A 19,455-nucleotide genomic window follows, 5' to 3' on the forward strand; every position below is an offset into this window, starting at 1 on the left:
GACACTCCGCCCGGCCGGTCCCGCGCGGCGTTCACTGCGGCCCGCGGCCGCCGGCCAGGCATTCATCTGCCCTCAGCCCGCGGTGTTCTCCCGGACCAGCGCCTTGTAGAGCTGCTGCAGCCGGGCCATCACCAGCCGCTCGCCGGTGCCGATTGCCTTGCCGTCGATCGAGGCCACCGGGGTCTGCGCGCCGAAGGTCCCGGTCAGAAAGGCCTCATCGGCGCCATAGGCCTCATAGAGGGAATAGTTTTTCTCGAAGACCGGAATGCCATCCTGGCGGCACAGGTCGATCACTTTCTGCCGGGTGACGCCGTTCATGCAGTAATCGCCGGTGGAGGTCCAAACCTCACCGCGGCGCACGATGAAGAAGTTGCAGGCATTGGTGGTGTTCACAAAGCCGTTGGGGTCCAGCATCAGCGCTTCATCCGCGCCGGCCTGTTCGGCTTGCAGGCAGGCGATCACGCAGTTCAGCTTGGAATGGCTGTTGTACTTCGCATCCTGGCTCATCGGCAGGCCGCGCACCTGCGGGACCGTGGCCAGGCGGATGCCGGTGCTGTGCAGGCTGGATTTCGGCTTGGAGTGCTCGACGATGATCACGATGGTGGGGCCGAAGCGCGACAGGCCGGGATGCTGGAAAGGCTTCGCCTTGCGGCCGCGGGTGATCATCAGGCGGCAATGGGCGTCCTCGGTCATGTCATTGGCGGCGGCGGTGCGGTTCATCGCCTCCAGCAGTTCTTCCTTGCTGAGGCCGATGTCGATTGAGACCGATTTGCAGCTGTTGTAGAGCCGGTCCATATGCTCGTCAAAAAACGCCCATTTGCCGTTGTAGAGCCGCATTCCTTCCCACATACCGTCGCCCAGCATAAAGCCGGAGTCATAGACCGAGACCTTTGCCTCGTCGCGGTGAACGATGTCGCCGTTCACATAGATCTTGATATCGCGGTTGCGGACATCCTCTTCGGCATCATGCGTGGAATGGCTGTGGTTCGTGTCGGACATTGGTTTCATCACTTGTCTGAAGGGGAAGGATTGCCCGCCGGAAGGCACTGGTTCCGGGAGGCGCGCAGGTGCTCCGGGCAGGGGCGGCCCGGAGCAGGGAGGAGCTATTCAATCAGGCCGGCTTCGCGGTAATAGCGCTCGGCACCGGGGTGCAGCGGCGCGGTCAGGCCTTGGCGGACCATGGCTTCTTTCTCCAGGCCGGCAAAGGAGGGGTGCATGCCTTTGAAGGTGTCGAAATTGGTGAACACCGCCTTGACCATCTGGTAGACCACTTCCTCGTCCACATCCGCAGAGGTTACAAAGGTAGCCGAAAGCCCGTAGGAGGGCACGGCCTCGTCAACGCCGCGGTAAAGCCCGCCGGGAATGGCAACATGGCCGAGGTAGGGCTGGCTGGCGACAAGGCCGTCAACCGCTTCGCCGACAACCGGGATGAGGCGGATATCGCAGGTGGTTGCGGCTTCCAGCACGTTGGCCACCGGGTTGCCGGCCACCATCAGGAAGGCGTCTATATTGCCGTCGCACAGGGCCGCGGACTGCTCCGCTGATTTCAGCTCCGTCACCAGGCCGAAATCCGACGGGCTCCAGCCAAGCGCCCCGACCAGCACATCGGCGGTGGCGCGGGTGCCGGAACCGGGGTTGCCCAGATTCACCGTCCTGCCCTTCAGGTCGTCCAGTTTTTGGATGCCGGTGTCGGTGCGGGCGGCAATGATCACGGTGTCGGGGTGCAGCGAAAACACCGAGCGCAGCTTCTCGTCGGGTCCGGCATCCTCGAACACGCTGGAACCGTGATAGGCATGGTACTGCCAGTCGGACTGCACCGTGCCCATTTCCAGCTCGCCCTCGCGGATGGTTTTGAGGTTGTAGACAGAGCCTCCGGTGCTTTCTACGGAACAGCGGATGCCATGATCCTTGCGGCTCTTGTTCACCAGCCGGCAGATGCCGCCGCCAACCGCGTAGTAGATGCCGGTGACACCTGCCGTGCCGATGGTCAGAAACGTCTCCTCCGCTGCCGCGGCAGCGGGAACGGTGAGGCTGGCGGCCAGCGCCGCTGCTGTCATGCGGTTCTTGAGATTCGCGCGCACGCTCAGTTTTTTCATCGTGTTTTCCTCCGCTTGAAACCGCAAGGCCGATCGCATTGCGGTTGTCGTCCTTTCTGCTATGCGGGTCTGCTATCATGATTTTGCCCTATTGTCGACAATCATACATATTGTCTTGCAGGGGCATCTCCGCCACACGTGTCGCACGTGGAACAATGGTTTGGCGGCATTCCGGCCCGGCCGTAGACCGCAAGTGCGACGGTTCCGCCAGGGCCGGCCGATAGCCCCCTGGGGCCCGCACGTCCGGTCCTGCCCGCTTCTGCGCCCGGCTGCGTCTGGAAGCTGCAGCAGGCAATTGATCTCAGCCAAAAACTATGCGCATCAAGGCCTTCATGGTTTGCAAGCTGCCGCATATCCGCCCGGGCCAGAGCGTCGGGCTCCTGGGAGGGTCCTTTGATCCGCCCCACCGCGGCCACGCGGCCATTTCCCATGCTGCCCTGCGGCGGTTCGGGCTGGATCATTTGTTCTGGCTGGTATCGCCGGGCAACCCGCTGAAGACCCGCCAGCCCGCGTCCCTGCCGCGCAGGTTGACTGCAGCACAAGCGCTGATCCAGCATCCGCGCATCCACATCAGCGGGATCGAGGCGGATCTCGGCACCCGATACACGGCCCAGACCCTGCGGCATCTGCGCCGCCGCCACCCGGGGGTGCGTTTCGTCTGGCTGATGGGGGCCGACAACCTCACCCATTTCCACCGCTGGAAAGACTGGAAACAGATCCTGGACACGGTGCCGGTGGGGGTGCTGGCCCGTCCCGGCGACCGGATCTCGGCACGGTTTTCACCCGCTGCGCGGATCTACCGCCATGCCAAGCTGAAAAGCAGCGAAAGCCATCTTCTGGCGCGTGCTGAAAGCCCGGCCTGGTGTTTCGTCAACCTGCCGATGGTGGACGTCAGCTCCACCGGGATCCGCGCCCGCGGCGGCTGGTCAGCGGCGCAAGAGGGCTGAGGCCAGCCCGGCGCTCAGCAGCACCGCCAGCCCGGCCCAGGTCCAGCCATCCGGCAGCTGGCTGAACACTGCCCAGCCCAGCCCGACCGCGGCCACCAATTGGAAATAGACCATCGGCGCCAGCTTCACCGCCTGTACCCGGCCATAGGCAAAGAGCAGCAAGAGGTTGCCCATCATTGAAAACGCCGCGCTCCCGGCCGTCAGCGCCGCGGCTGCGGGGGTGAACTCCGGCAGGCTGGCAAGACCCAGCGGCAGCATCAGCAGGGCCGAGAGCAGCAATTGGGTCAGGCTCAGCTCCAGCGGCGTGCCGACATGCGCCAGCCAGCGCGAACTGGTCAGGAAGCCGCCATAGAAGCACCCGGCCAGCACCGCCCACAACAGGTTGGCGGATCCGCCCAGCCCCGGCCGCACCACCATGAGGACGCCGATGAAGCCCAATGCCATCAGCAGGCTGCGCAGCAGGGTCGCCTGCTCGCGCAGCAAAAGCACCGACAGCACATAGCTGACCACGGGCCCGATGAAGAAGGCGGCAAAGACATTGGCCAGCGGCTCTGTCGTCAGCGCCAGCTGGATCGAGAAGATGCCTCCGGTCAGCATTCCCGCCCGCAGCCACAGCCGCCAGTCCCCCAGCAGGGAATACGCCCGGCGCGGCACAAAGGGCAGAATCAGCGCGGTGCCGATGGCAAAGCGCGACCAGGCGACAAAGGCCGGAGTGGCCAGTCCGCTGCCGGTCAGCAGTTTCCCGCACAGATCGCCTGCGGGGATCATTGACATGGCCGCGAACATTATGATGACTGCCTGAAACATGGCTGCCAGCGGTAGCAGGACTTGCCATGGCGAAAAAGCCCGGACCTTACGGCGCAATGCCGCGGATCGGGGATTGAAGAAAAGCAGCTCCTGACACTAAAAATGAGTAAGATGACTTCACGCCGGACATTCCTCCTATCCGGGCTTGCCGCATTGGCAGGCACCTCCGCGCTGGCCAACGCGCCGGCGGTCTCCTTGCGGCCCGTCGCCCGCAAGGTCAGTTCGCTCGCGGCCGGCGCCGACGGGCTCAGGGCGCTGATTGAACGGGCCGGGCTGCCGGGCGATGCGGTCTGCGCGGTGGCGGACGTCAAGACGGGCAAATTGCTCGAAGCTTCCGGCGGCACCCGGGCGCTGCCGCCTGCCAGCGTCGCCAAGGCGCTGACCGCGCTTTATGCGCTGGATGTGCTTGGCGCCAACCACCGATTTGAAACCCGCATCCTCGCCACCGGCGGCGTCGCGGGCGGGGTGGTGAACGGCGACCTGATCCTCGCGGGCGGCGGCGATCCGCTGCTGAACACCGACCATCTGGCGCTGCTGGCCAAATCGCTGAAGTCGGCCGGCGTGCGTGAGGTGCGGGGCAAGTTTCTGGTCTGGGACGGCGCGCTTCCCGCGGTCGCGACCATCGATCCGGATCAACCCGACCATGTCGGCTATTCCCCGGCGGTCAGCGGCATCGCGCTCAACTTCAACCGCGTGCATTTTGAATGGAAGCGCGCCGCCGGCGGCGGCTGGGCGGTCACCATGGATGCCCGTACCGAAAAATACCGTCCCGAGGTCGCCACTGCCCGGATGGCCATCCAGTCCCGCGCAGTGCCGGTCTTCACCTATGCGGAAAAGGGCGGCGTGGACCACTGGACCGTCGCCTCCAAGGCGCTGGGCAAGGGCGGCGCCCGCTGGCTGCCGGTGCGCAACCCCGCAGCCTATGCAGGCGACGTGTTCCGCACCCTGGCGCGCGCCAACGGCATCAATCTGCCCAAGCCGCAGGAAACCCGCGCGCTGCCGTCGTCCGCGCTGCTGGCCCAGCACCACAGCCCGCCGCTGGACGTGATGCTCAAGGCGATGCTGAAATACTCCAACAACCTGATGGCGGAGATGATCGGCATGTCCGCCACCGCCGCCCGCGCAGGCCGCCCGGCATCGCTCAAGGCGTCGGCAGCGGAGATGAGCCGCTGGGCGGCCGCAAAATACGGCATGTCGGCAACCCGGCTGGTGGATCATTCCGGCCTCGGAGAGGACTCGCGCATGACGCCCGCGGACCTGACCGGCGCCCTGGTTGCGGCCTACAAGGCCGGGCAGCTGAAGCCGCTCTTGAAGCCCTTCCAGTTGCGCGATGCCAAAGGCCGCACTGTGAAGGGCCACCCGATCAAGGTTGCCGCAAAGACCGGCACGCTCAACTTCGTCTCCGGCCTCGGTGGCTTCATGACCGCAGCGGACGGCACCGAGCTGGCCTTTGCCATTTTCTCTGCGGATGAGAAGACCCGCAGCCGCCTCACCCGGGCGCAGCGCGAGCGCCCGCCGGGCGCCAAGAGCTGGAACCGCCGCGCCAAGCAGCTGCAGCAGCAGCTGATCGAGCGCTGGGGGGCGGTCTACGGCAGCTAGGCGCCGGCTGGTCCGGGAAAGTTTTCACTTTCTGGACGTTGCCGCTGCGCCGGTTTCCGGGCACAGCGGCAGCGGGCAGGGGCCGCAGGCCCGCAGTGCAAAGGACCTGACCATGACCGACCGCCTCAACGAACACGGCCAGCCTGTCGGCGCCCCGCTGCCGGACTGGCAAGGCGCGCGCCTTCCAGGCCACAGCGGCATGGCAGGGCGTTACAGCCGGGTGGAGCCGCTGGACGCTGCCCGCCACGCCGCGGACCTGTTCGCCGCCTTCAGCCAGGACAGCAGCGGCGCGATCTGGACCTACATCCCCTGGGGGCCGTTCGGCTCCGAGGCAGAGCTGCGCACCTGGATCCAGGGGGCCAGCGGCGTCGACGCGCAGCCGTATTTCGCCATCGTCAACGGCGCCAGCGGCCGGGCCGAAGGCGTCGCCAGCTACATGCGGATCAAGCCGGAGCACGGCGTGATCGAGGTCGGCGGCATCACCTATGCCCCGGCCCTGCAGCGGACGGCGGCCGCGACCGAAGCCATGTTCCTGATGATGGCGCGGGTGTTCAACGACCTGGGCTACCGCCGTTATGAATGGAAATGCGACGCCCTGAACGGCCCCTCCTGCCGCGCGGCAGAGCGGCTGGGCTTCACCTATGAGGGGCTGTTCCGCCAGGCCACCGTCTACAAGGGCCGTAACCGCGACACCGCCTGGTATGCGGTGCTGGACAGCGAATGGCCGCAGCTGGAGGCGGCCTTTGCCGAGTGGCTCGATCCGGGCAACTTCGATGCGCAGGGGCAGCAGAAACAGAGTCTAAACAGGCTGATCGCGTCCCACCGCGGCCCCGGCTGACCTGGCCGGAACAGGCCGGGAGGCGGAAACGGCCCGGCATTGACTTCGCACAACTCAGGCTAGTTTTCTGCCGGACAGCCGCCGCAATGGCGGCATCAGCCCAGGGAGAAGCCAATGTGTGACGTTTGCGTAATGAATGCCGTCAAGGACCGGATGCTGTCGCGCCGGTCGCTGTTCAAGGCCGGCGCCGCGGCCGCAGCCGGGGCCGCATTGGGCGCGGGCACAGCCGCACCTGCCGCCGCCATGTCCCATGGCGGGGTGGTGGACATGACCCACGCCTATGACGCGGAGTTTCCGACCTATTTCGGCCAGCCCGGGGTGGAGCTCACGCAGGCCTTCAATTTTAAGGACAACGGCTTCAACCTGTTCAATCTGACACTGAACGAGCACACCGGAACCCATATCGACGCACCGCTGCATTTCTCGGCGGACGGGCAGGCGGTGGACGAGATCCCGGTGCAGAACCTGATCTGCCCGCTCTGCGTGATCGACATCGCCGCCCGCGCGGCGGAGGACTCGGATGCCCAGGTGACGCCGGATGATATCGCGGCCTGGACCTCCGAGCACGGGGAGATTCCGGACGGCGCCTGCGTGGCCATGCATTCCGGATGGGGCGGCAGGACCGGCGGCGGCGGTTTCCGCAATGCCGATGATGAGGGCGTGATGCACTTCCCCGGCTTCCATGTGGAGGCGGCGCAGATGCTGCTGGAAACCGGCGCCGTGGCGCTGGCGGTGGACACGCTGTCGCTGGATCACGGGCCGTCGGCGGATTTCGCCACCCACTACGCCTGGCTGCCGCAGAACCGCTACGGGATCGAGAACCTGGCCAATCTGGATCAGGTGCCGTCCAGCGGCGCCCGCCTGTTTGTGGGGGCGCCCGCGCACCGGGGCGGCTCCGGCGGGCCGGCCCGCATTCTGGCGGTGTCCTGATGTGAAACGGCCGGCGCGGACCGCGCGCCGGCCGGGTCCCCGGAAAATTCCGCTCAGGCGTCCGAGGCTTCCAGCCTGCCGGCCTCGCTGCGCATCATCTCCCCGGCCAGGCCGCCGAGGATCTCCATGCTGAACCCGCCCAGCTGCCGGTGCCGTTCCCGGACCGCCGCCCAGATGTCCTCGCGGCGGATGTTGTCCAGCAGCTCATGGCCGCTCCACGTCAGCCCGCGGACATGCCAGTAGCCGTTGGACAGGCGGCTGAATTTGGCAAAGCCCGCGCTTTCCAGAAGGCTCAGGTGGTAGGCCAGCTTGCGGGCCTCGGCGTCAGGCAGGCAGTCCTCGGCCGGCAGCATCATCGCCTCGGCAGCAGACCGCGGCAGGGCGCAGAACGCCTCCCGGCCGCCCTCGATCTCAAGGAGAAGCCTGCGGATTTCATCGATGTCTCTTTGCCAAGTGACCATGACCGGCTCCCGATGCGCATGGAACTAGCGCTAAATGGGAGCGGGTCAAATTGTCTGCAAGCTTGCGTTGTGCGCTCTTGCCCGGCACGGCGGGCAGGGAAGCTGCGCGAAGCGGTGGCGTCAGACGAAGCGGACGCGTCAGACCATGTGCCGGGCCCGCGCGCCGCGCTCGATCGCGGCGGCATGCAGCCGGTCGATGTTCAGCTCGTAACGGACCTCGGCCAGGAACTCGAGTTCGGTCTCGCCCAGGATGCCGTCGGCGGCGGCCACGTCGCAGGACAGCGCATAGGCGGTCTCGAACAGCCGTTCCGGCAGGTCGCCGCGAATGAGGCCGAACAGCGCCTCCAGCCCGTCTTCCTGTTCGAACAGGTCGAACACGGTCTGGGAAATCCGCGCCACCCGGTCGATGTCGTAATCGGCGAAGACCGGCAGCATGTTGACCGCCGACTGGATCTTGACCAGCTCGGCGGTGCGGATGTTCTCGTCCGAGGCCGACACCGCCACCATCAGCGCCACCAGGCAGTCCTGCGGGGACATCGGGTGCGGGGCTTGCTCACTCATCAAGGCATCCTTTTCATGCTGCGTGTTGCCGCAATCAGGATAGGTACAGGGCGGGGCAGGTTCAACTGCTGCCCGCGCCAAAGCCGCAAAAATCCGCCTCGGATTCAAGCTTGTGCGGAAAACCGATACTGGATCTGCTCAAAGCTCGGCGCGGCAAAGCCATAGGCGAAGCGCAGCCCGTCCCGGCCCGCCACAGTGCCGTGCTCGGCGCCGCCGGGCACATAGATGGCAACGCCGGGGCGAATCTCATGCGGGATGCCGTCGATGGTCACCATGCCGGTTCCCTCCAGCCCGAAATAGAACTCCGCCGGGTCATGGCGGTGCGGCAGCAGGCGGCCGCCGGGGCCGAATTCGGCAATGCCCAGCACCATGTCGCGCGGGGCGTCGTCGCTGCCGTTGATCAGCGTGCGCCAGCGTACCTCGCCATAGGCCGGATCGGTGCCGCCCGCCAGCGGCACCTGCGCGGCATCCACCGCCAGCGGTGCATGCGGCAGGTTGGAGGGCTGATGCAGCTGTTCCGCATCGCCCAGATCGGCAGCCAGGGTGGTCAGTTCTGCAGTCATCTCGTGTCTCCTCATCGTGCCGCCCAGTTAGAGGTCTTCCCGGCCTGCACTCAATAGGGTAAAGCTGCACAGGAATATACGCTGAGGTTATGATAGATGGAGCGCCTTCCCAGCTTTTCCGGGCTTACCGCCTTTTATGCCGCGGCACGCCACGGCACCCTGACCGCCGCCGCGCAGGAGCTGAATGTCTCGCAGCCCGCGGTGTCGCGCCGGATCGCGGCGCTGGAGGCGGACCTGGGCTGTGCCCTGTTCGACCGCAGCCGCAAGCCCGTGCGCATGACCCCGCAGGGAAAGGATCTTCTGCAGGCCCTGCACAGCGGCTTCGGGCAGATCGAGGCCTCGGTGGCCCGCCTGCGGCAGAGCGCGCAGGGGCGGGTGGTGACGGTTTCGGCCCCGGCCGGATTTGTCGCCTTCTGGCTGATCCCGCGGCTGGGCGCGCTGGAGAACGCCTTTCCCGGGGTGACCATCCGTATCCTAAGCCAGGAGTATGGAGAGGCCATCCGCCCCGGCGATCTGCTGATCCGCTTCGGCCTGCCGGGTGCGGGCGCCGGGCAGGAGCTGCGGCTGCTGGGGGACGAGGTTTTCCCGGTGGCCAGCCCGCTGTATCTGTCGCGCCTGGGGATGGCGGCGGACGGCTATGATTTTGCCCGCATGACCCTGCTGACGATGGAGGCCGCCCGCAGCCAGTGGCATGACTGGCCGAGCTGGTTTCAGGAGGCGGGCCTGCCTATGCCGCCCGGTGCCCGCGCGCTCGACTTCAACTCCTATGCGATGCTGGTCAACGCTGCGCTGGCCGGGCAGGGGGTGTGCCTGGCCTGGGGCGGGGTGCTCGACAGCTTTCTGGACACCGGCGCCCTGGTGCGGCTGGAGGGGCCGGGCGCCAGCTCCGCGCACGGCTACTTCGCCTCGGCCCGCGACGGTCTGGCGGCAGGCCGGGACGTACGCGAAATTCTGGCCTGGATCGCCGAAAAGGAGGGCTAGCGGACGCCCCCCCGGGCCAGGGATCATTGACTCATGCTGCACAGGCACAATAGAGGGAATGGCCGGGTGCATGGGGCATCCGGGATGATCACGCGGCACCCCGATAGCTGACAGAACTGCCGCCGATGGAGAACACAAATGTCTGATGTGCGCGAAGAAGCTCTCAAGAGCAAAGCCTGGCCGTTTGAAGAAGCCCGCCGGGTTCTCAAACGTTATGCCAAGGGCGCGCCGGAGAAGGGCTATGTGCTGTTCGAAACCGGCTATGGCCCCTCCGGCCTGCCGCACATCGGCACCTTTGGCGAGGTCGCCCGCACCACCATGATCAAGAAGGCGTTCGAGACCATTTCGGACATCCCGACCCGGCTGATCTGCTTCTCCGACGACCTCGACGGCATGCGCAAGGTGCCCGGCAACGTCCCCAACCAGGAGGCGCTGGCGGAACATCTGCAAAAGCCGCTTACCTCGGTGCCGGACCCGTTCGGCACCCATGAGAGCTTCGGCCACCACAACAACGCCATGCTGCGCCGCTTCCTGGACACCTTCGGGTTCGAGTATGAGTTCTACTCGGCGACCGAGTTCTATGCCTCCGGCCAGTTCGACGAAATCCTGAAGCGCGCTGTTGAGAAATACGACGACATCATGGAGATCATGCTGAAGTCCCTGCGTGAGGAGCGCCGCCAGACCTATTCGATCTTCCTGCCGATCCACCCGGACACCGGCCGGGTTCTGTATGTGCCGATGAAGAAGGTCTGCGCCGAGACCTATACCGTGACCTTCGATGACGAGGACGGCAAGGAATGGACCCTGCCGGTCACCGGCGGCAACGTGAAGCTGCAGTGGAAGCCCGATTTCGGCGCCCGCTGGGCCGCGCTGGAAGTCGATTTCGAGATGTACGGCAAGGATCACTCCACAAATACACCGATCTATGACGGCATCTGCCGGGTGCTGGGCCAGCGCGCGCCGGAGCATTTCACCTATGAGCTGTTCCTGGACGAGAACGGCCAGAAGATTTCCAAATCCTCCGGCAACGGCGTCTCGATCGACGAATGGCTGACTTACGCCTCGACCGAGAGCCTCGCGTACTTCATGTACCAGAAGCCCAAGACCGCCAAGCGGATGCATTTCGATGTGATCCCCAAGGCGGTGGATGAATACCACCAGCAGCTGCGCGCCTACCACGGCCAGGACCTGAAGGCGCAGCTCAACAACCCGGTCTGGCACATCCACGGCGGCGACGTTCCGCAGTCGGACATGGTGGTGCCGTTCTCGATGCTGCTGAACCTCGCCTCTGCCTCCAGCGCCGAGGACAAGGCGACCATGTGGGGTTTCATCAACAAATACGCCCCCAACGCCACGCCGGACACCCATCCGGGCATGGATCAGGCGGCGGGCTTTGCGGTGGCCTATTTCAATGACTTCGTGAAACCCGCGAAGGAATTCCGCCTGCCCACCGATCAGGAGCGCGCGGCGCTGAAGGATCTAGCGGACGCGCTGAAATCGGCAGATGCCGCACTGGCCGCGATTGCGAAAAAGAACGAGATCGCCGGCAACGACGATCCGCTCCCCGAGGCGAACTTTGCGGATGAGGAATTCCTGCAGTCGGTGGTCTTCGCGATTGGCAAGATCCACGGCTTCGAGCCGCTGCGCGCCTGGTTCTCGGCGATCTACGAGGTGCTGCTGGGTGCCTCCCAGGGCCCCCGCTTCGGCGGATTCATCGCGCTGTACGGCGTCGAAGATACCATCGCTCTGATCGAAAAGGCGTTGGCGGGCGAGCTGGCCTGAGCCTTTCACGGAACGGCAATCAGCAAGGGCGCGGTTTTTTCCGCGCCCTTTTCGTTTTCAGCAATGCTGCGCACTGCGGCCTTGCTCCGAGCCCTAAAATTACCAGATCGCAAAAAAAGTTTTGACGCCACGTCACTCTGTTCTAACTTAGAACAACGGACCGGGGGGGACAGATGCGCAGTGTTCTGTTTGCGGGGGTAAGTGTTTTTCTTCTGGCCTTCCCGGCAGTAGCTCAGAAAGAGCCGGTCACAGCAGTGATCGGCTCTCAGTTTGAGGCCTTCCGGAATAATGATGCCGAGACGGCGTTCACCTACGCCTCCCCGAACATCCGCCGGATTTTCGGCAGCCCGGAGCGCTTCGGCGCGATGGTGCGCCAGGGCTACCCGATGGTCTGGCGCCCTGCAGAAGTGCGTTACCTGGACTTGCGCGAAGTGGCCGGCAGCCTGTGGCAGCGGGTGATGATCACCGATCACGCAGGCGTCGTGCACCTGCTGGATTACCAGATGGTTAATCTCAAAAGCGGCTGGAAAATCAACGCGGTGCACCTGCTGAAAGGGCAGGGTGACAGCGTCTGAACCCAGACCTGCGTACGCACCGCTGGGCGGAATTTAACGCCGCTCCTGTACTTCCTTTCCCCGAACGCGAGATGCGCAGCAGGAAAGGGAACTTCCATGAACAAGGCAATCACCGAAGGTCTGCAGCTGATGCCCCCCGCCTTTGCCGGCGGCCTTGATGTGTGGTCCAGCGGCGACGGCACCCCGGGCTCAGACACCTATGACAGCGCCGCCAACGCGGTCTTTGTGGCGGCGGATGCGGATTTCGGCGGCTGCCTAGAAATGCAGAAGACCGAAAACATTCAGAAGCTGCGCTTCATGGGCCAGACGCCGGTCACGCCGGGCTGCTATCTGCAGATCAAGGTCCGCATCAAGGCCATGAGCGGCGCGCTGCCCGCGGTCCGCGCTGCCGGCTGGGCCGCCCAGAGCAATGGAAGCCACATCAGCGGCGTCACCGGGTTTGCACCGCATGTCGCGCTCAGCACCTATGGCGAGGTGGTGGAGGTGACCGGCATCGTCGGCAGCGGGAGCCGCGGCGGGGTCGACATGCCCTGGGGCCGCAATGCGGCCTACGGCCATTTCGGCCTCGACCTCACCGGCGCCAACGGCGGCGTGGTGCGGATCGACGATATCGAGATCACCGACATCACCAGCGCCTTTCTGCGCGATCTTCTGAGCGTGGTGGATGTCACCGACTACGGTGCGGTGGGCAACGGCAGTTTTGATTGCGCAGCCGCGTTTGAGGCCGCAGATGCCGCCGCCGACGGCCGCCGCATCCTTGTTCCGGCGGGCGAGTATTACCTCGGCAGCACCGTGTCGCTGAACCACGAGGCGGTGTTCGAAGGCACTGTTGAGATGCCCGCCAGCGCCATGCTGCTCCTGACCAAGAACTACAACTTCCCGGCCTATGCCGCCGCCTTCGGGGATGAGGAACTGGGCTTCAAGAAGGCTTTTCAGGCTCTGATCAACAACTCCGACCATGAATCGCTCGACCTGATGGGCCGCAAGATCACCGTCACCGGACCCATCGACATGGCCGGGGCGGTGCCGAACAAATCCTCCTATGCAACCCGCCGCGTCATCCGCAACGGCCAGCTGGAGGCCGCCGACAGTTCCGCCTGGGACACGGATGTTGTGACCTCGCAGGCGACCTACAGCGCGTCGGACTCCAAGAAGCTGACCAATGTGTCCAATATCGCCAACATCGCTGTCGGCTCTTTGGTCGAGGGCGCGGGCGTGGGCCGCGAGATCTATGTGAAATCCAAAAACACCGGGGCTGGCGAACTGACCCTCAGCGGTGCGCTTTATGATGCTGAGGGGACCCAGAATTTCACCTTCCGCGATTTCAAGTACCTGGTGGATTTCAGCGGCTTCAGCTCGCTCAGCAAGTTCGGGCTGCAGGATATCGAGTTCCAGTGCAACGGGCGCTGCAGCGCGGTGCGGCTGTCGCCCGCCGGCTCCGTCACCTCGATCGACAGCTGCTTCATCTCCCGCCCCAAGGACCGCGGCATCACGTCCATCGGCACCGGCTGCCAGGGCATCCTGGTCGACAACTGCCAGTTCCTGTCGGACGAGGACCCGCTGGATGTGTCGCAGCGGGTCAGCATCGGGCTTAACGTCAACAACAACGACGCCAAGCTGCGCAGCAACCGCGCCACCCGCTTCCGCCACTTCGCGATCCTGGGCGGCAGCAACAACACGGTGACCGGCAACCACTTCTTCCAGGGCGATAGCGTCCCGAACGGGGTGCGCACCGCGGGGCTGGTGCTGACCTCCAACAACTGCACCTCCACCGTGTCCGACAATTATGTCGACAACTGCTTCATCGAATGGACCAACGAGCGCGACCCCACCCCGGACTACACCGGCGGCTTCTCCTTCAGCGCGCTGTCTATCAACGCCAATGTGTTCCTGTCCGGCGATGTCGCCCCCTGGTTCAGCTACATCGTGGTGAAACCCTACGGCAGCGGCCATTTCCTGAACGGTGTCTCTGTGACTGGTAACAAATTCCGCTCCACCAACGGCAGCATCGACCGAGCGGAACGGGTCGACACCAGTTTTGCGGGTCTCGACTTCAGCCGCTCCAAGAACGTGGTGGTCACCGGCAACATGTACCACAACGTCACCGCCCAATCGGCCAACCCCTTGAGGGTGAGCCATGACCAGTCCTCGGCCTCCTCCTCCTGGACTGTGGACTCCGGCGGCGAGCTGCCGTTTCAGGGCTACGCCCGTTTTGTCGACAGCGTGGCGGCGCAGGGGGCGCTGCGCACCGGCGGCAACAGCATCCGCTACACCACGCCTTATGCCGATGTGCTGCAGGGCGCGAACCAGGACCAGATCCGCCTGCGCTGGCAGGAGGCGGTCAAGGGCGAGGTGCTGGTTCTGATGCGGATGGACAGCTGATGTCAGCCGTTTGGCAGCAGGTCAGCGGCGGCAAGGCGGAAGGCCTTGCCGAAACCGCCGTTCAGATGCGCCGCCGTAACGGCGAAGCGGACAAAGCTGAAGTCGGCAAACTGCAGGTACAGCTTGGCCTTTGGATGATGCCGCAGATACGTTGCGGCCAGCGCCTCATGTGCCGGGCCTTGGCGCGGAACAAATTCCGCCTCCGCCAGCAGGCTCAGCCGCGGGTGCGTCAGCGCATCGCCCTTGGCGCCCGGCTCCCCCACCATCAGCGAACAGGGCGGGTGCCGGCGCAACGCCCCGGTGTGCAGCGCCAGGTCCGACACCAGGCTGACGGGCTGCCCCTGCGCATCCAGCCCGAAGGCCACCCGCGTCACCAGCGGCTGGCCATCCTCCAGCAGCACGCCAAGCGCGGCAAAGCGTGCTTCCGCCATCAGGCTCTGTGCCAGCGCACGGGCTTCATCATCGGTGGGGCGGATCACATCGGCCATCTTGCGCTTTCTGTCCTTGGAAAGGGTTCAGAACTTCTGCCACAGCCCCAGCTTCAGGCCAAGACTGCCGCCGCCCGCGCTGCGGTGCTCCAGCCCCACCACCAGCTCGCGCCCGGCAGGCAGCGGATAGCGCAGCGACGGCGTCAGCGTGTAGGAAAACCGCCCGCTTTCCGGCTTGGCGGTTTCAACCTGCAGCATTGGCGCGGCTTTGCCGGGCCGGTTCAGCCCGATGGTGGCGTCCAGCTTCCAGATCGCATCCAGCCCGCTGTTGCGCAGCTCGTAAGCTGCATCAATCGCCAGCCAGCCGCTGGCCCTGCCGGTGCCGAACCCGCGCCCGTAGGACAGGGTGGTGCGCTGCATCAGCGCCCATTGGCCGCGGTAATGATTGCCGCCGAAGCCGGTCTCAACGGCCAGCCGGTAACTCTGCCCCGCGCGCAGCGGCAGCCGCGCAAAGATCATCGCGTGTCCGGAGATATCCGCATTCTGGTTCAAGTCCACCCCGAGCGTCAGTTTCGGTGTAATCCCGTAGGCGGCGTAAAAGCCCAGCTCTCGGATGGCCCCGCTGCCGGTCTGCCGGTATGCGGCGCTGGCCGCGGCGAACCCTTTGCCCGGCGCCTCCAGCCACGCGCCGCCATCCGCCGGCGGGGCCAGCAGCAAGGCAAGACAGGCGGCATAAACAGTTCTCATCCCTCGGCCTCATCACGGGTGCCGCAAGGGTTTAGCGTTGCGGTTAAAGTTGTGTTAACCATCATCGCCACAACTTTTAAATGTTCCGTAAAAAATGTCGTGCGCTTTCCGCGTGTTCGGGCGTAGGCTGGAGGCAAGTCAACGGAGGAGCCAATGCCGAAAATAGCAAAAACCGCGGACATCCAGACCGTTATCACCACATTTGAGATGACGCCGGGGACATGCCAGGACCTTCTGGAGGCGCTTGAGGACGCCTATGCGGAGTTCATTTCCAAGCAGCCGGGCTTCATTGCGGCCGGCCTGCATGTGAACGATGCGCAGACCCGGATCGCCAATTATTCGCAATGGCGCCGCCGCGAGGATTTCATGGCGATGCTGCGCAGCCCCGAGATGCGTGAACGCAACCGCAAGATCAACGAACTGTGCCGCAGCTTCGAGCCGGTGATGTATGACGTGGCAGAGGTTTTCGGGGCCTGAGACCCCGCGTCTTCAGAGACGCGGCAGGGGTATCAGCCCGGCGCGGATGACGGCCCTGGCCGATCCCGCCCCGCTCGGCGGCGCGGAGGGATCCGGGAAACCGCCCGGGCACCTTTCTATCAAGACCTGACCCGCCGCCAGGCGGGGCTTTGCGCGGAACCTTCGGCGGGCGGCGGCGTTCCGGACAAGAGGTTGCTGCCGCGGCAGGGTCTGCACGCCGCGGATGATCCTGATCAAGCCACAGGGCGGCAAATTGGTGTAGACTGCCAATGAAGGGAGAACTGCCATGTATCATAATATTCTGGTGCCGGTCTCATTTGATCCGGAACGCGACGTGACCGGGCCGCTCAAGGTTGCGCGGCTTCTGTCCGCGCCGGGGGCCAGGGTGACGCTGCTGCATGTGATCGAACAGGTGCCCGCCTATGCGATTTCCTACATCCCCGCGGATTTCATGGAGGATACCCGGCAGGCGCTTCAGGCAGAGCTGGACGGTCTGGCCAAAACCCTGCCCGATGCCGAGGGGGTGCTGGTGGAGGGCCATTCCGGCCGCACCATCCTGGACTATGCAGAGCAGAATCAGCCGGACCTGATTATCCTCGCCTCGCACCGCCCGGCGATGCAGGATCTGATCTGGGGGTCGACGTCAGGCCACGTGGTGCGGCACGCAGCCTGCGCTGTGCATGTGGTGCGCTGAGGCAGGTCCGGCCTAGGCCGGAACCGCGGTTTTCAGCAGGCTCCAGGCCAGCCGGATCATTGCGCCGGGCAGCAGTGCGGAGCGCAGCAGAACCTTGTTGGAATTCACCGCCTGCGCAATGCGGGTGTAGTGTTCCTGCTTGCTGGCAGGCGAGCGCAACAGGATGGTTTCGGCCTGTTTCATCGCCGTCTCGGCCTGCCGCTTGATCTGCGGCACCGCAGCGGGTTTCACCGCGCGGTAAAGGTTCAGCCCTTTGCGCTTGGGTTTCTGGGCCGGGTCCAGGTTCTGCTTGACTGCGGCGGTCAGGGTGTCCTCCACCAGCACCAGCGCCTTGTGGGCCTCGGCATAGGCCTGGTTGCCGCTCAGCTGCTGCGCCGCCAGCTTGTAGGTGTGGCGGAAGCAGTCGAACTTGTAGACCTGGGGCAGGGTGCCGCAGCGGTCGAACCCGCGGGTCAGGGTGGTGACAACCGTCCTGGTGGCCTTGGAGCTCAAGCCGCTGCGCTGGCCGCCGCCGGCACTGGTGCCGCTGTCGCGGCTGCCGCCGCCGTCACCGCCGGCAAGGGCCGGCATGCAGGAGAGAATGAGGGCCAGAAGCCCGGCGAGGATGGTCTTGCTGCTCATAAGCGCCTCCTTGGTTCGGGGCAGCTTACCATGCGTCAGCTGTGTGGAAACCGGCGGAATCCCGCAAAAACCGCGCGAATGCGCCGCAGTTGCCTTGCAGCCGCACCGCGCGGTGCCCACGTCACTGGGCGTGTGTCAGGACGAAGGAGAGCGCCGATGAAATGCCCGATCGACGGAACCGAGCTGCGGATGACCGAACGCGCAGGCGTCGAGATCGACTACTGCCCGCAGTGCCGCGGGGTGTGGCTGGACCGCGGCGAGCTGGACAAGATCATCGAACGCTCGTCCCAGCCTGTGCAATCCGCGCCGCCGCCGCAGGCCTACGGCGACCGCGGCGCCGAGCCGCGCTACGAGAAGAAATACTACAAGAAGAAAAAGAAAAACTTCCTGGAAGATCTGTTCGACTTTTGAGGGCCGGTGGCGCCGCCCCGCCAATGCGGGGGCGGCTGGCCGCGGGCCTCAGTGCATGGTGCAGAAGGAGCCGTGCTTGGCGTCCTTCATCAGGGTGTCGAAATCGCTGCCCTTCATTTCGACCAGCGTCTTGTGGTCGCCGGCCTCGAACCAGACCTTGTCGAGCCCGCGCAGGCTGTCGTCGATCACTGTCGGAACCATGTAGGCAGCCCCGACGCAGGGCGCCGCACCCGGGTCGCAATCGTCAAAGACCTGATCCAGCTCGATCTCCGGCGCCAGCCCGAGGCGGCGGTCGATCATCGACTGCAGCTTGTGCAGGTCAACCTTCTGGTTGGACGGGATCACCGCCAGGAAGGGGCCTTCCTCCATATGGATCAGCACCGATTTAGCCAGGTGGTCGCCCGGCACATGCGCCGCCTCGGCGCATTCGGACGCGGTGGCGGTATAGGGGTGGCGCACGGTGCCGAAGGGCAAGCCCTGTGCCTCGAGATGATGTTTCAGGCGTGAGGCGATCATCAAAGGGTCCTCCTGTTCAGGGCGGGACCCCCCGGCCGCTGAAGGCTCAGGTCCAAACCGCTGCGCGCGTGTCTTGGGTCACGGGAGTTGCGGCGGCATCAGATCCGGGCGCAGCAAGCGGCTAGCCGGGGCGCCCCGAAGTTTCTGGTGCCCACCACTCTGCGCCCGAAGGGGTGAGTCGGGCAAGCCTTGCCCAAACAGGGCGGTTCAGCGGGCAGGGTCTGCCCGCTGAGCCGGGGTGCGGCATCAGGCCGGATGATGGGCGTCGTGCTCGTAGAGCGACCAGCCCGCCATGGCGAAGACCAGCGCGCCGGCGATCACGAAGTTCCAGGTGACCAGGGTCATCGCGGTCAGGCCGAGCACCCAGGGCGAGATCACCAGCCAGGCGCCGATGGCCATGCCGGTCCACTCTTCCCAGTTGCGGAACCGGACCACCGCGGCCAGCGACAGCACCGCGATCACGGCGCCGATGATCACCGCATTGGCGGTTGCCAGGCGGCTGTCCTGGAATTGCAGAATCCAGGGCGACAGCACCAGCCAAAGGCCAAGCAGCACGTTGACGCTGTCCTGCCAGTCGCCGGTCATTTTTTTCCAGAGATCAGTCATTGCACATCCTCCCGTTTCAGGTGTCTGCGGCAATTCCCGGCCCGGAGCGGGCCGGGCGCACCGCCCGCCCACCGGGGCGTTGGGTGCTGGGTGGAATATAGCAAAAAACACGCAGATTTTCAAGAGGATGCACAGTTACTGTAAGTATGCGGCGCGACAGGTCCGGAGGATGTTTTACAGCCTGCTTCAGCTTACCCTTCAGGCGTGCCGCAGCGCGCAGGCACCGGCTGCGGCGAAGTGTAAATGAAAAGGGGTTTCTATGCGAAACCTTGTTTGTTAACTGGTGTTTAGTTGGTTTTCGGTGGGTTTGCGAAGGGAGGTTCGCGGCGCAGTTGCCTATCGTGCCCGACCCGCCCCCGTCGCACCAAAGGTGCGCCGACTATGCGTGGCGGCAGACGCGCACGCCCACCCTTGGGATCGGGCGCTGGAGTAA

At 65.1% G+C, this 19,455-nt stretch carries 22 protein-coding genes; 11 read left to right on the plus strand and 11 right to left on the minus strand.

Annotated elements, in window-relative coordinates:
- Positions 1-72 precede the first annotated feature (72 nt).
- Both KUV26_RS19630 and KUV26_RS19635 read right to left on the minus strand, forming a co-directional pair.
- Complete coding sequence (locus tag KUV26_RS19630) at positions 73-999, minus strand: aminotransferase class IV (RefSeq protein ID WP_222509651.1); 927 nt, start codon at positions 997-999, stop codon at positions 73-75.
- 104 nt (positions 1,000-1,103) lie between these two features.
- On the minus strand, positions 1,104-2,096 hold the full coding sequence (locus KUV26_RS19635; protein WP_222509652.1) for a TAXI family TRAP transporter solute-binding subunit: 993 nt from the start codon (positions 2,094-2,096) through the stop codon (positions 1,104-1,106).
- 314 nt (positions 2,097-2,410) lie between these two features.
- Here KUV26_RS19635 and KUV26_RS19640 point away from each other — a divergent pair, with 314 nt between their 5' ends.
- A complete protein-coding gene (locus KUV26_RS19640; protein ID WP_222503835.1) occupies positions 2,411-3,043 on the plus strand; it encodes a nicotinate-nucleotide adenylyltransferase in 633 nt (210 codons plus the stop codon).
- On the opposite strand, the gene KUV26_RS19645 is transcribed toward KUV26_RS19640, so the two are convergent.
- Positions 3,023-3,850: a DMT family transporter gene (locus KUV26_RS19645; protein ID WP_222509653.1), complete on the minus strand. Its 828-nt coding sequence runs from the start codon at positions 3,848-3,850 to the stop codon at positions 3,023-3,025. The genes KUV26_RS19640 and KUV26_RS19645 overlap by 21 nt on opposite strands.
- Positions 3,851-3,961: 111 nt before the next feature.
- Between KUV26_RS19645 and dacB the strand changes: the two genes are divergently transcribed.
- From dacB to KUV26_RS19660, 3 genes are all read left to right on the plus strand, one after another.
- The gene (gene dacB / locus KUV26_RS19650) at positions 3,962-5,449 is read left to right on the plus strand and encodes a D-alanyl-D-alanine carboxypeptidase/D-alanyl-D-alanine-endopeptidase (RefSeq protein ID WP_222509674.1); all 1,488 of its coding nucleotides are present in this window, start codon (positions 3,962-3,964) and stop codon (positions 5,447-5,449) included.
- Positions 5,450-5,561: 112 nt separating this feature from the next.
- Positions 5,562-6,287: a GNAT family N-acetyltransferase gene (locus KUV26_RS19655; protein ID WP_222509654.1), complete on the plus strand. Its 726-nt coding sequence runs from the start codon at positions 5,562-5,564 to the stop codon at positions 6,285-6,287.
- Between the two features lie 114 nt (positions 6,288-6,401).
- Positions 6,402-7,217 carry a cyclase family protein gene (locus KUV26_RS19660; RefSeq protein ID WP_222509655.1) on the plus strand — a complete coding sequence of 272 codons (816 nt, stop codon included), beginning with the start codon at positions 6,402-6,404 and terminating at the stop codon, positions 7,215-7,217.
- Positions 7,218-7,270: 53 nt separating this feature from the next.
- Here KUV26_RS19660 and KUV26_RS19665 read toward each other — a convergent pair whose 3' ends face one another.
- The 3 genes from KUV26_RS19665 to KUV26_RS19675 form a co-directional block, all read right to left on the minus strand.
- Entirely contained in the window at positions 7,271-7,678 is a 408-nt protein-coding gene (locus KUV26_RS19665) for a DUF2513 domain-containing protein (RefSeq protein ID WP_222509656.1), read from the minus strand.
- 138 nt (positions 7,679-7,816) lie between these two features.
- Positions 7,817-8,239, minus strand: a complete 423-nt coding sequence (locus KUV26_RS19670) for a tellurite resistance TerB family protein (protein ID WP_222503840.1) — start codon at positions 8,237-8,239, stop codon at positions 7,817-7,819.
- Between the two features lie 104 nt (positions 8,240-8,343).
- On the minus strand, positions 8,344-8,802 hold the full coding sequence (locus KUV26_RS19675) for a cupin domain-containing protein (protein ID WP_222509657.1): 459 nt from the start codon (positions 8,800-8,802) through the stop codon (positions 8,344-8,346).
- Between the two features lie 96 nt (positions 8,803-8,898).
- Here KUV26_RS19675 and KUV26_RS19680 point away from each other — a divergent pair, with 96 nt between their 5' ends.
- The 4 genes from KUV26_RS19680 (at position 8,899) to KUV26_RS19695 (ending at position 14,522) form a co-directional block, all read left to right on the plus strand.
- The gene (locus KUV26_RS19680) at positions 8,899-9,783 is read left to right on the plus strand and encodes a LysR family transcriptional regulator (RefSeq protein WP_222509658.1); all 885 of its coding nucleotides are present in this window, start codon (positions 8,899-8,901) and stop codon (positions 9,781-9,783) included.
- 138 nt (positions 9,784-9,921) lie between these two features.
- Positions 9,922-11,565: a lysine--tRNA ligase gene (locus KUV26_RS19685; protein ID WP_222509659.1), complete on the plus strand. Its 1,644-nt coding sequence runs from the start codon at positions 9,922-9,924 to the stop codon at positions 11,563-11,565.
- Positions 11,566-11,738: 173 nt separating this feature from the next.
- Positions 11,739-12,140 (plus strand): DUF4864 domain-containing protein, encoded by a 402-nt coding sequence (locus KUV26_RS19690; RefSeq protein WP_222509660.1) that lies wholly within the window; start codon positions 11,739-11,741, stop codon positions 12,138-12,140.
- 96 nt (positions 12,141-12,236) lie between these two features.
- On the plus strand, positions 12,237-14,522 hold the full coding sequence (locus tag KUV26_RS19695; RefSeq protein ID WP_222509661.1) for a right-handed parallel beta-helix repeat-containing protein: 2,286 nt from the start codon (positions 12,237-12,239) through the stop codon (positions 14,520-14,522).
- A 2-nt stretch (positions 14,523-14,524) separates the two neighbouring features.
- Here KUV26_RS19695 and KUV26_RS19700 read toward each other — a convergent pair whose 3' ends face one another.
- Both KUV26_RS19700 and KUV26_RS19705 read right to left on the minus strand, forming a co-directional pair.
- A complete protein-coding gene (locus tag KUV26_RS19700) occupies positions 14,525-15,010 on the minus strand; it encodes a HugZ family protein (RefSeq protein WP_222509662.1) in 486 nt (161 codons plus the stop codon).
- Positions 15,011-15,037: 27 nt separating this feature from the next.
- Positions 15,038-15,697, minus strand: a complete 660-nt coding sequence (locus KUV26_RS19705; RefSeq protein WP_222509663.1) for a hypothetical protein — start codon at positions 15,695-15,697, stop codon at positions 15,038-15,040.
- A 153-nt stretch (positions 15,698-15,850) separates the two neighbouring features.
- Between KUV26_RS19705 and KUV26_RS19710 the strand changes: the two genes are divergently transcribed.
- Entirely contained in the window at positions 15,851-16,174 is a 324-nt protein-coding gene (locus KUV26_RS19710; RefSeq protein ID WP_039171601.1) for an antibiotic biosynthesis monooxygenase family protein, read from the plus strand.
- Between the two features lie 286 nt (positions 16,175-16,460).
- The gene (locus tag KUV26_RS19715; protein WP_222503848.1) at positions 16,461-16,868 is read left to right on the plus strand and encodes a universal stress protein; all 408 of its coding nucleotides are present in this window, start codon (positions 16,461-16,463) and stop codon (positions 16,866-16,868) included.
- 12 nt (positions 16,869-16,880) lie between these two features.
- On the opposite strand, the gene KUV26_RS19720 is transcribed toward KUV26_RS19715, so the two are convergent.
- Positions 16,881-17,489: a hypothetical protein gene (locus tag KUV26_RS19720; protein WP_222503849.1), complete on the minus strand. Its 609-nt coding sequence runs from the start codon at positions 17,487-17,489 to the stop codon at positions 16,881-16,883.
- Between the two features lie 156 nt (positions 17,490-17,645).
- On the opposite strand from KUV26_RS19720, the gene KUV26_RS19725 reads away from it, so the two are divergent.
- Positions 17,646-17,900, plus strand: coding sequence for a zf-TFIIB domain-containing protein (locus KUV26_RS19725; protein ID WP_222503850.1), 255 nt, complete (start codon positions 17,646-17,648; stop codon positions 17,898-17,900).
- A 48-nt stretch (positions 17,901-17,948) separates the two neighbouring features.
- On the opposite strand, the gene KUV26_RS19730 is transcribed toward KUV26_RS19725, so the two are convergent.
- Both KUV26_RS19730 and KUV26_RS19735 read right to left on the minus strand, forming a co-directional pair.
- The gene (locus KUV26_RS19730) at positions 17,949-18,416 is read right to left on the minus strand and encodes an aminoacyl-tRNA deacylase (RefSeq protein WP_222503851.1); all 468 of its coding nucleotides are present in this window, start codon (positions 18,414-18,416) and stop codon (positions 17,949-17,951) included.
- Positions 18,417-18,662: 246 nt separating this feature from the next.
- Positions 18,663-19,022, minus strand: coding sequence for an SPW repeat protein (locus KUV26_RS19735; RefSeq protein WP_222503852.1), 360 nt, complete (start codon positions 19,020-19,022; stop codon positions 18,663-18,665).
- Between the last annotated feature and the right edge of the window lie 433 nt (positions 19,023-19,455).

Origin of the sequence: Leisingera daeponensis (assembly GCF_019801465.1) — a bacterium.
In the GTDB taxonomy this organism is placed as follows: domain Bacteria; phylum Pseudomonadota; class Alphaproteobacteria; order Rhodobacterales; family Rhodobacteraceae; genus Leisingera; species Leisingera daeponensis_A.

Excerpts from the sequence above, each read along its gene's own strand:
- KUV26_RS19630 (WP_222509651.1), bottom strand. The coding sequence starts at position 999 with ATGTCCGACACGAACCACAGCCATTCCACGCATGATGCCGAAGAGGAT.
- KUV26_RS19635 (WP_222509652.1), bottom strand. The coding sequence starts at position 2,096 with ATGAAAAAACTGAGCGTGCGCGCGAATCTCAAGAACCGCATGACAGCA.
- KUV26_RS19640 (WP_222503835.1), top strand. The coding sequence starts at position 2,411 with ATGCGCATCAAGGCCTTCATGGTTTGCAAGCTGCCGCATATCCGCCCG.
- KUV26_RS19645 (WP_222509653.1), bottom strand. The coding sequence starts at position 3,850 with ATGTTTCAGGCAGTCATCATAATGTTCGCGGCCATGTCAATGATCCCC.
- dacB (WP_222509674.1), top strand. The coding sequence starts at position 3,962 with ATGACTTCACGCCGGACATTCCTCCTATCCGGGCTTGCCGCATTGGCA.
- KUV26_RS19655 (WP_222509654.1), top strand. The coding sequence starts at position 5,562 with ATGACCGACCGCCTCAACGAACACGGCCAGCCTGTCGGCGCCCCGCTG.
- KUV26_RS19660 (WP_222509655.1), top strand. The coding sequence starts at position 6,402 with ATGTGTGACGTTTGCGTAATGAATGCCGTCAAGGACCGGATGCTGTCG.
- KUV26_RS19665 (WP_222509656.1), bottom strand. The coding sequence starts at position 7,678 with ATGGTCACTTGGCAAAGAGACATCGATGAAATCCGCAGGCTTCTCCTT.
- KUV26_RS19670 (WP_222503840.1), bottom strand. The coding sequence starts at position 8,239 with ATGAGTGAGCAAGCCCCGCACCCGATGTCCCCGCAGGACTGCCTGGTG.
- KUV26_RS19675 (WP_222509657.1), bottom strand. The coding sequence starts at position 8,802 with ATGACTGCAGAACTGACCACCCTGGCTGCCGATCTGGGCGATGCGGAA.
- KUV26_RS19680 (WP_222509658.1), top strand. The coding sequence starts at position 8,899 with ATGGAGCGCCTTCCCAGCTTTTCCGGGCTTACCGCCTTTTATGCCGCG.
- KUV26_RS19685 (WP_222509659.1), top strand. The coding sequence starts at position 9,922 with ATGTCTGATGTGCGCGAAGAAGCTCTCAAGAGCAAAGCCTGGCCGTTT.
- KUV26_RS19690 (WP_222509660.1), top strand. The coding sequence starts at position 11,739 with ATGCGCAGTGTTCTGTTTGCGGGGGTAAGTGTTTTTCTTCTGGCCTTC.
- KUV26_RS19695 (WP_222509661.1), top strand. The coding sequence starts at position 12,237 with ATGAACAAGGCAATCACCGAAGGTCTGCAGCTGATGCCCCCCGCCTTT.
- KUV26_RS19700 (WP_222509662.1), bottom strand. The coding sequence starts at position 15,010 with ATGGCCGATGTGATCCGCCCCACCGATGATGAAGCCCGTGCGCTGGCA.
- KUV26_RS19705 (WP_222509663.1), bottom strand. The coding sequence starts at position 15,697 with ATGAGAACTGTTTATGCCGCCTGTCTTGCCTTGCTGCTGGCCCCGCCG.
- KUV26_RS19710 (WP_039171601.1), top strand. The coding sequence starts at position 15,851 with ATGCCGAAAATAGCAAAAACCGCGGACATCCAGACCGTTATCACCACA.
- KUV26_RS19715 (WP_222503848.1), top strand. The coding sequence starts at position 16,461 with ATGTATCATAATATTCTGGTGCCGGTCTCATTTGATCCGGAACGCGAC.
- KUV26_RS19720 (WP_222503849.1), bottom strand. The coding sequence starts at position 17,489 with ATGAGCAGCAAGACCATCCTCGCCGGGCTTCTGGCCCTCATTCTCTCC.
- KUV26_RS19725 (WP_222503850.1), top strand. The coding sequence starts at position 17,646 with ATGAAATGCCCGATCGACGGAACCGAGCTGCGGATGACCGAACGCGCA.
- KUV26_RS19730 (WP_222503851.1), bottom strand. The coding sequence starts at position 18,416 with ATGATCGCCTCACGCCTGAAACATCATCTCGAGGCACAGGGCTTGCCC.
- KUV26_RS19735 (WP_222503852.1), bottom strand. The coding sequence starts at position 19,022 with ATGACTGATCTCTGGAAAAAAATGACCGGCGACTGGCAGGACAGCGTC.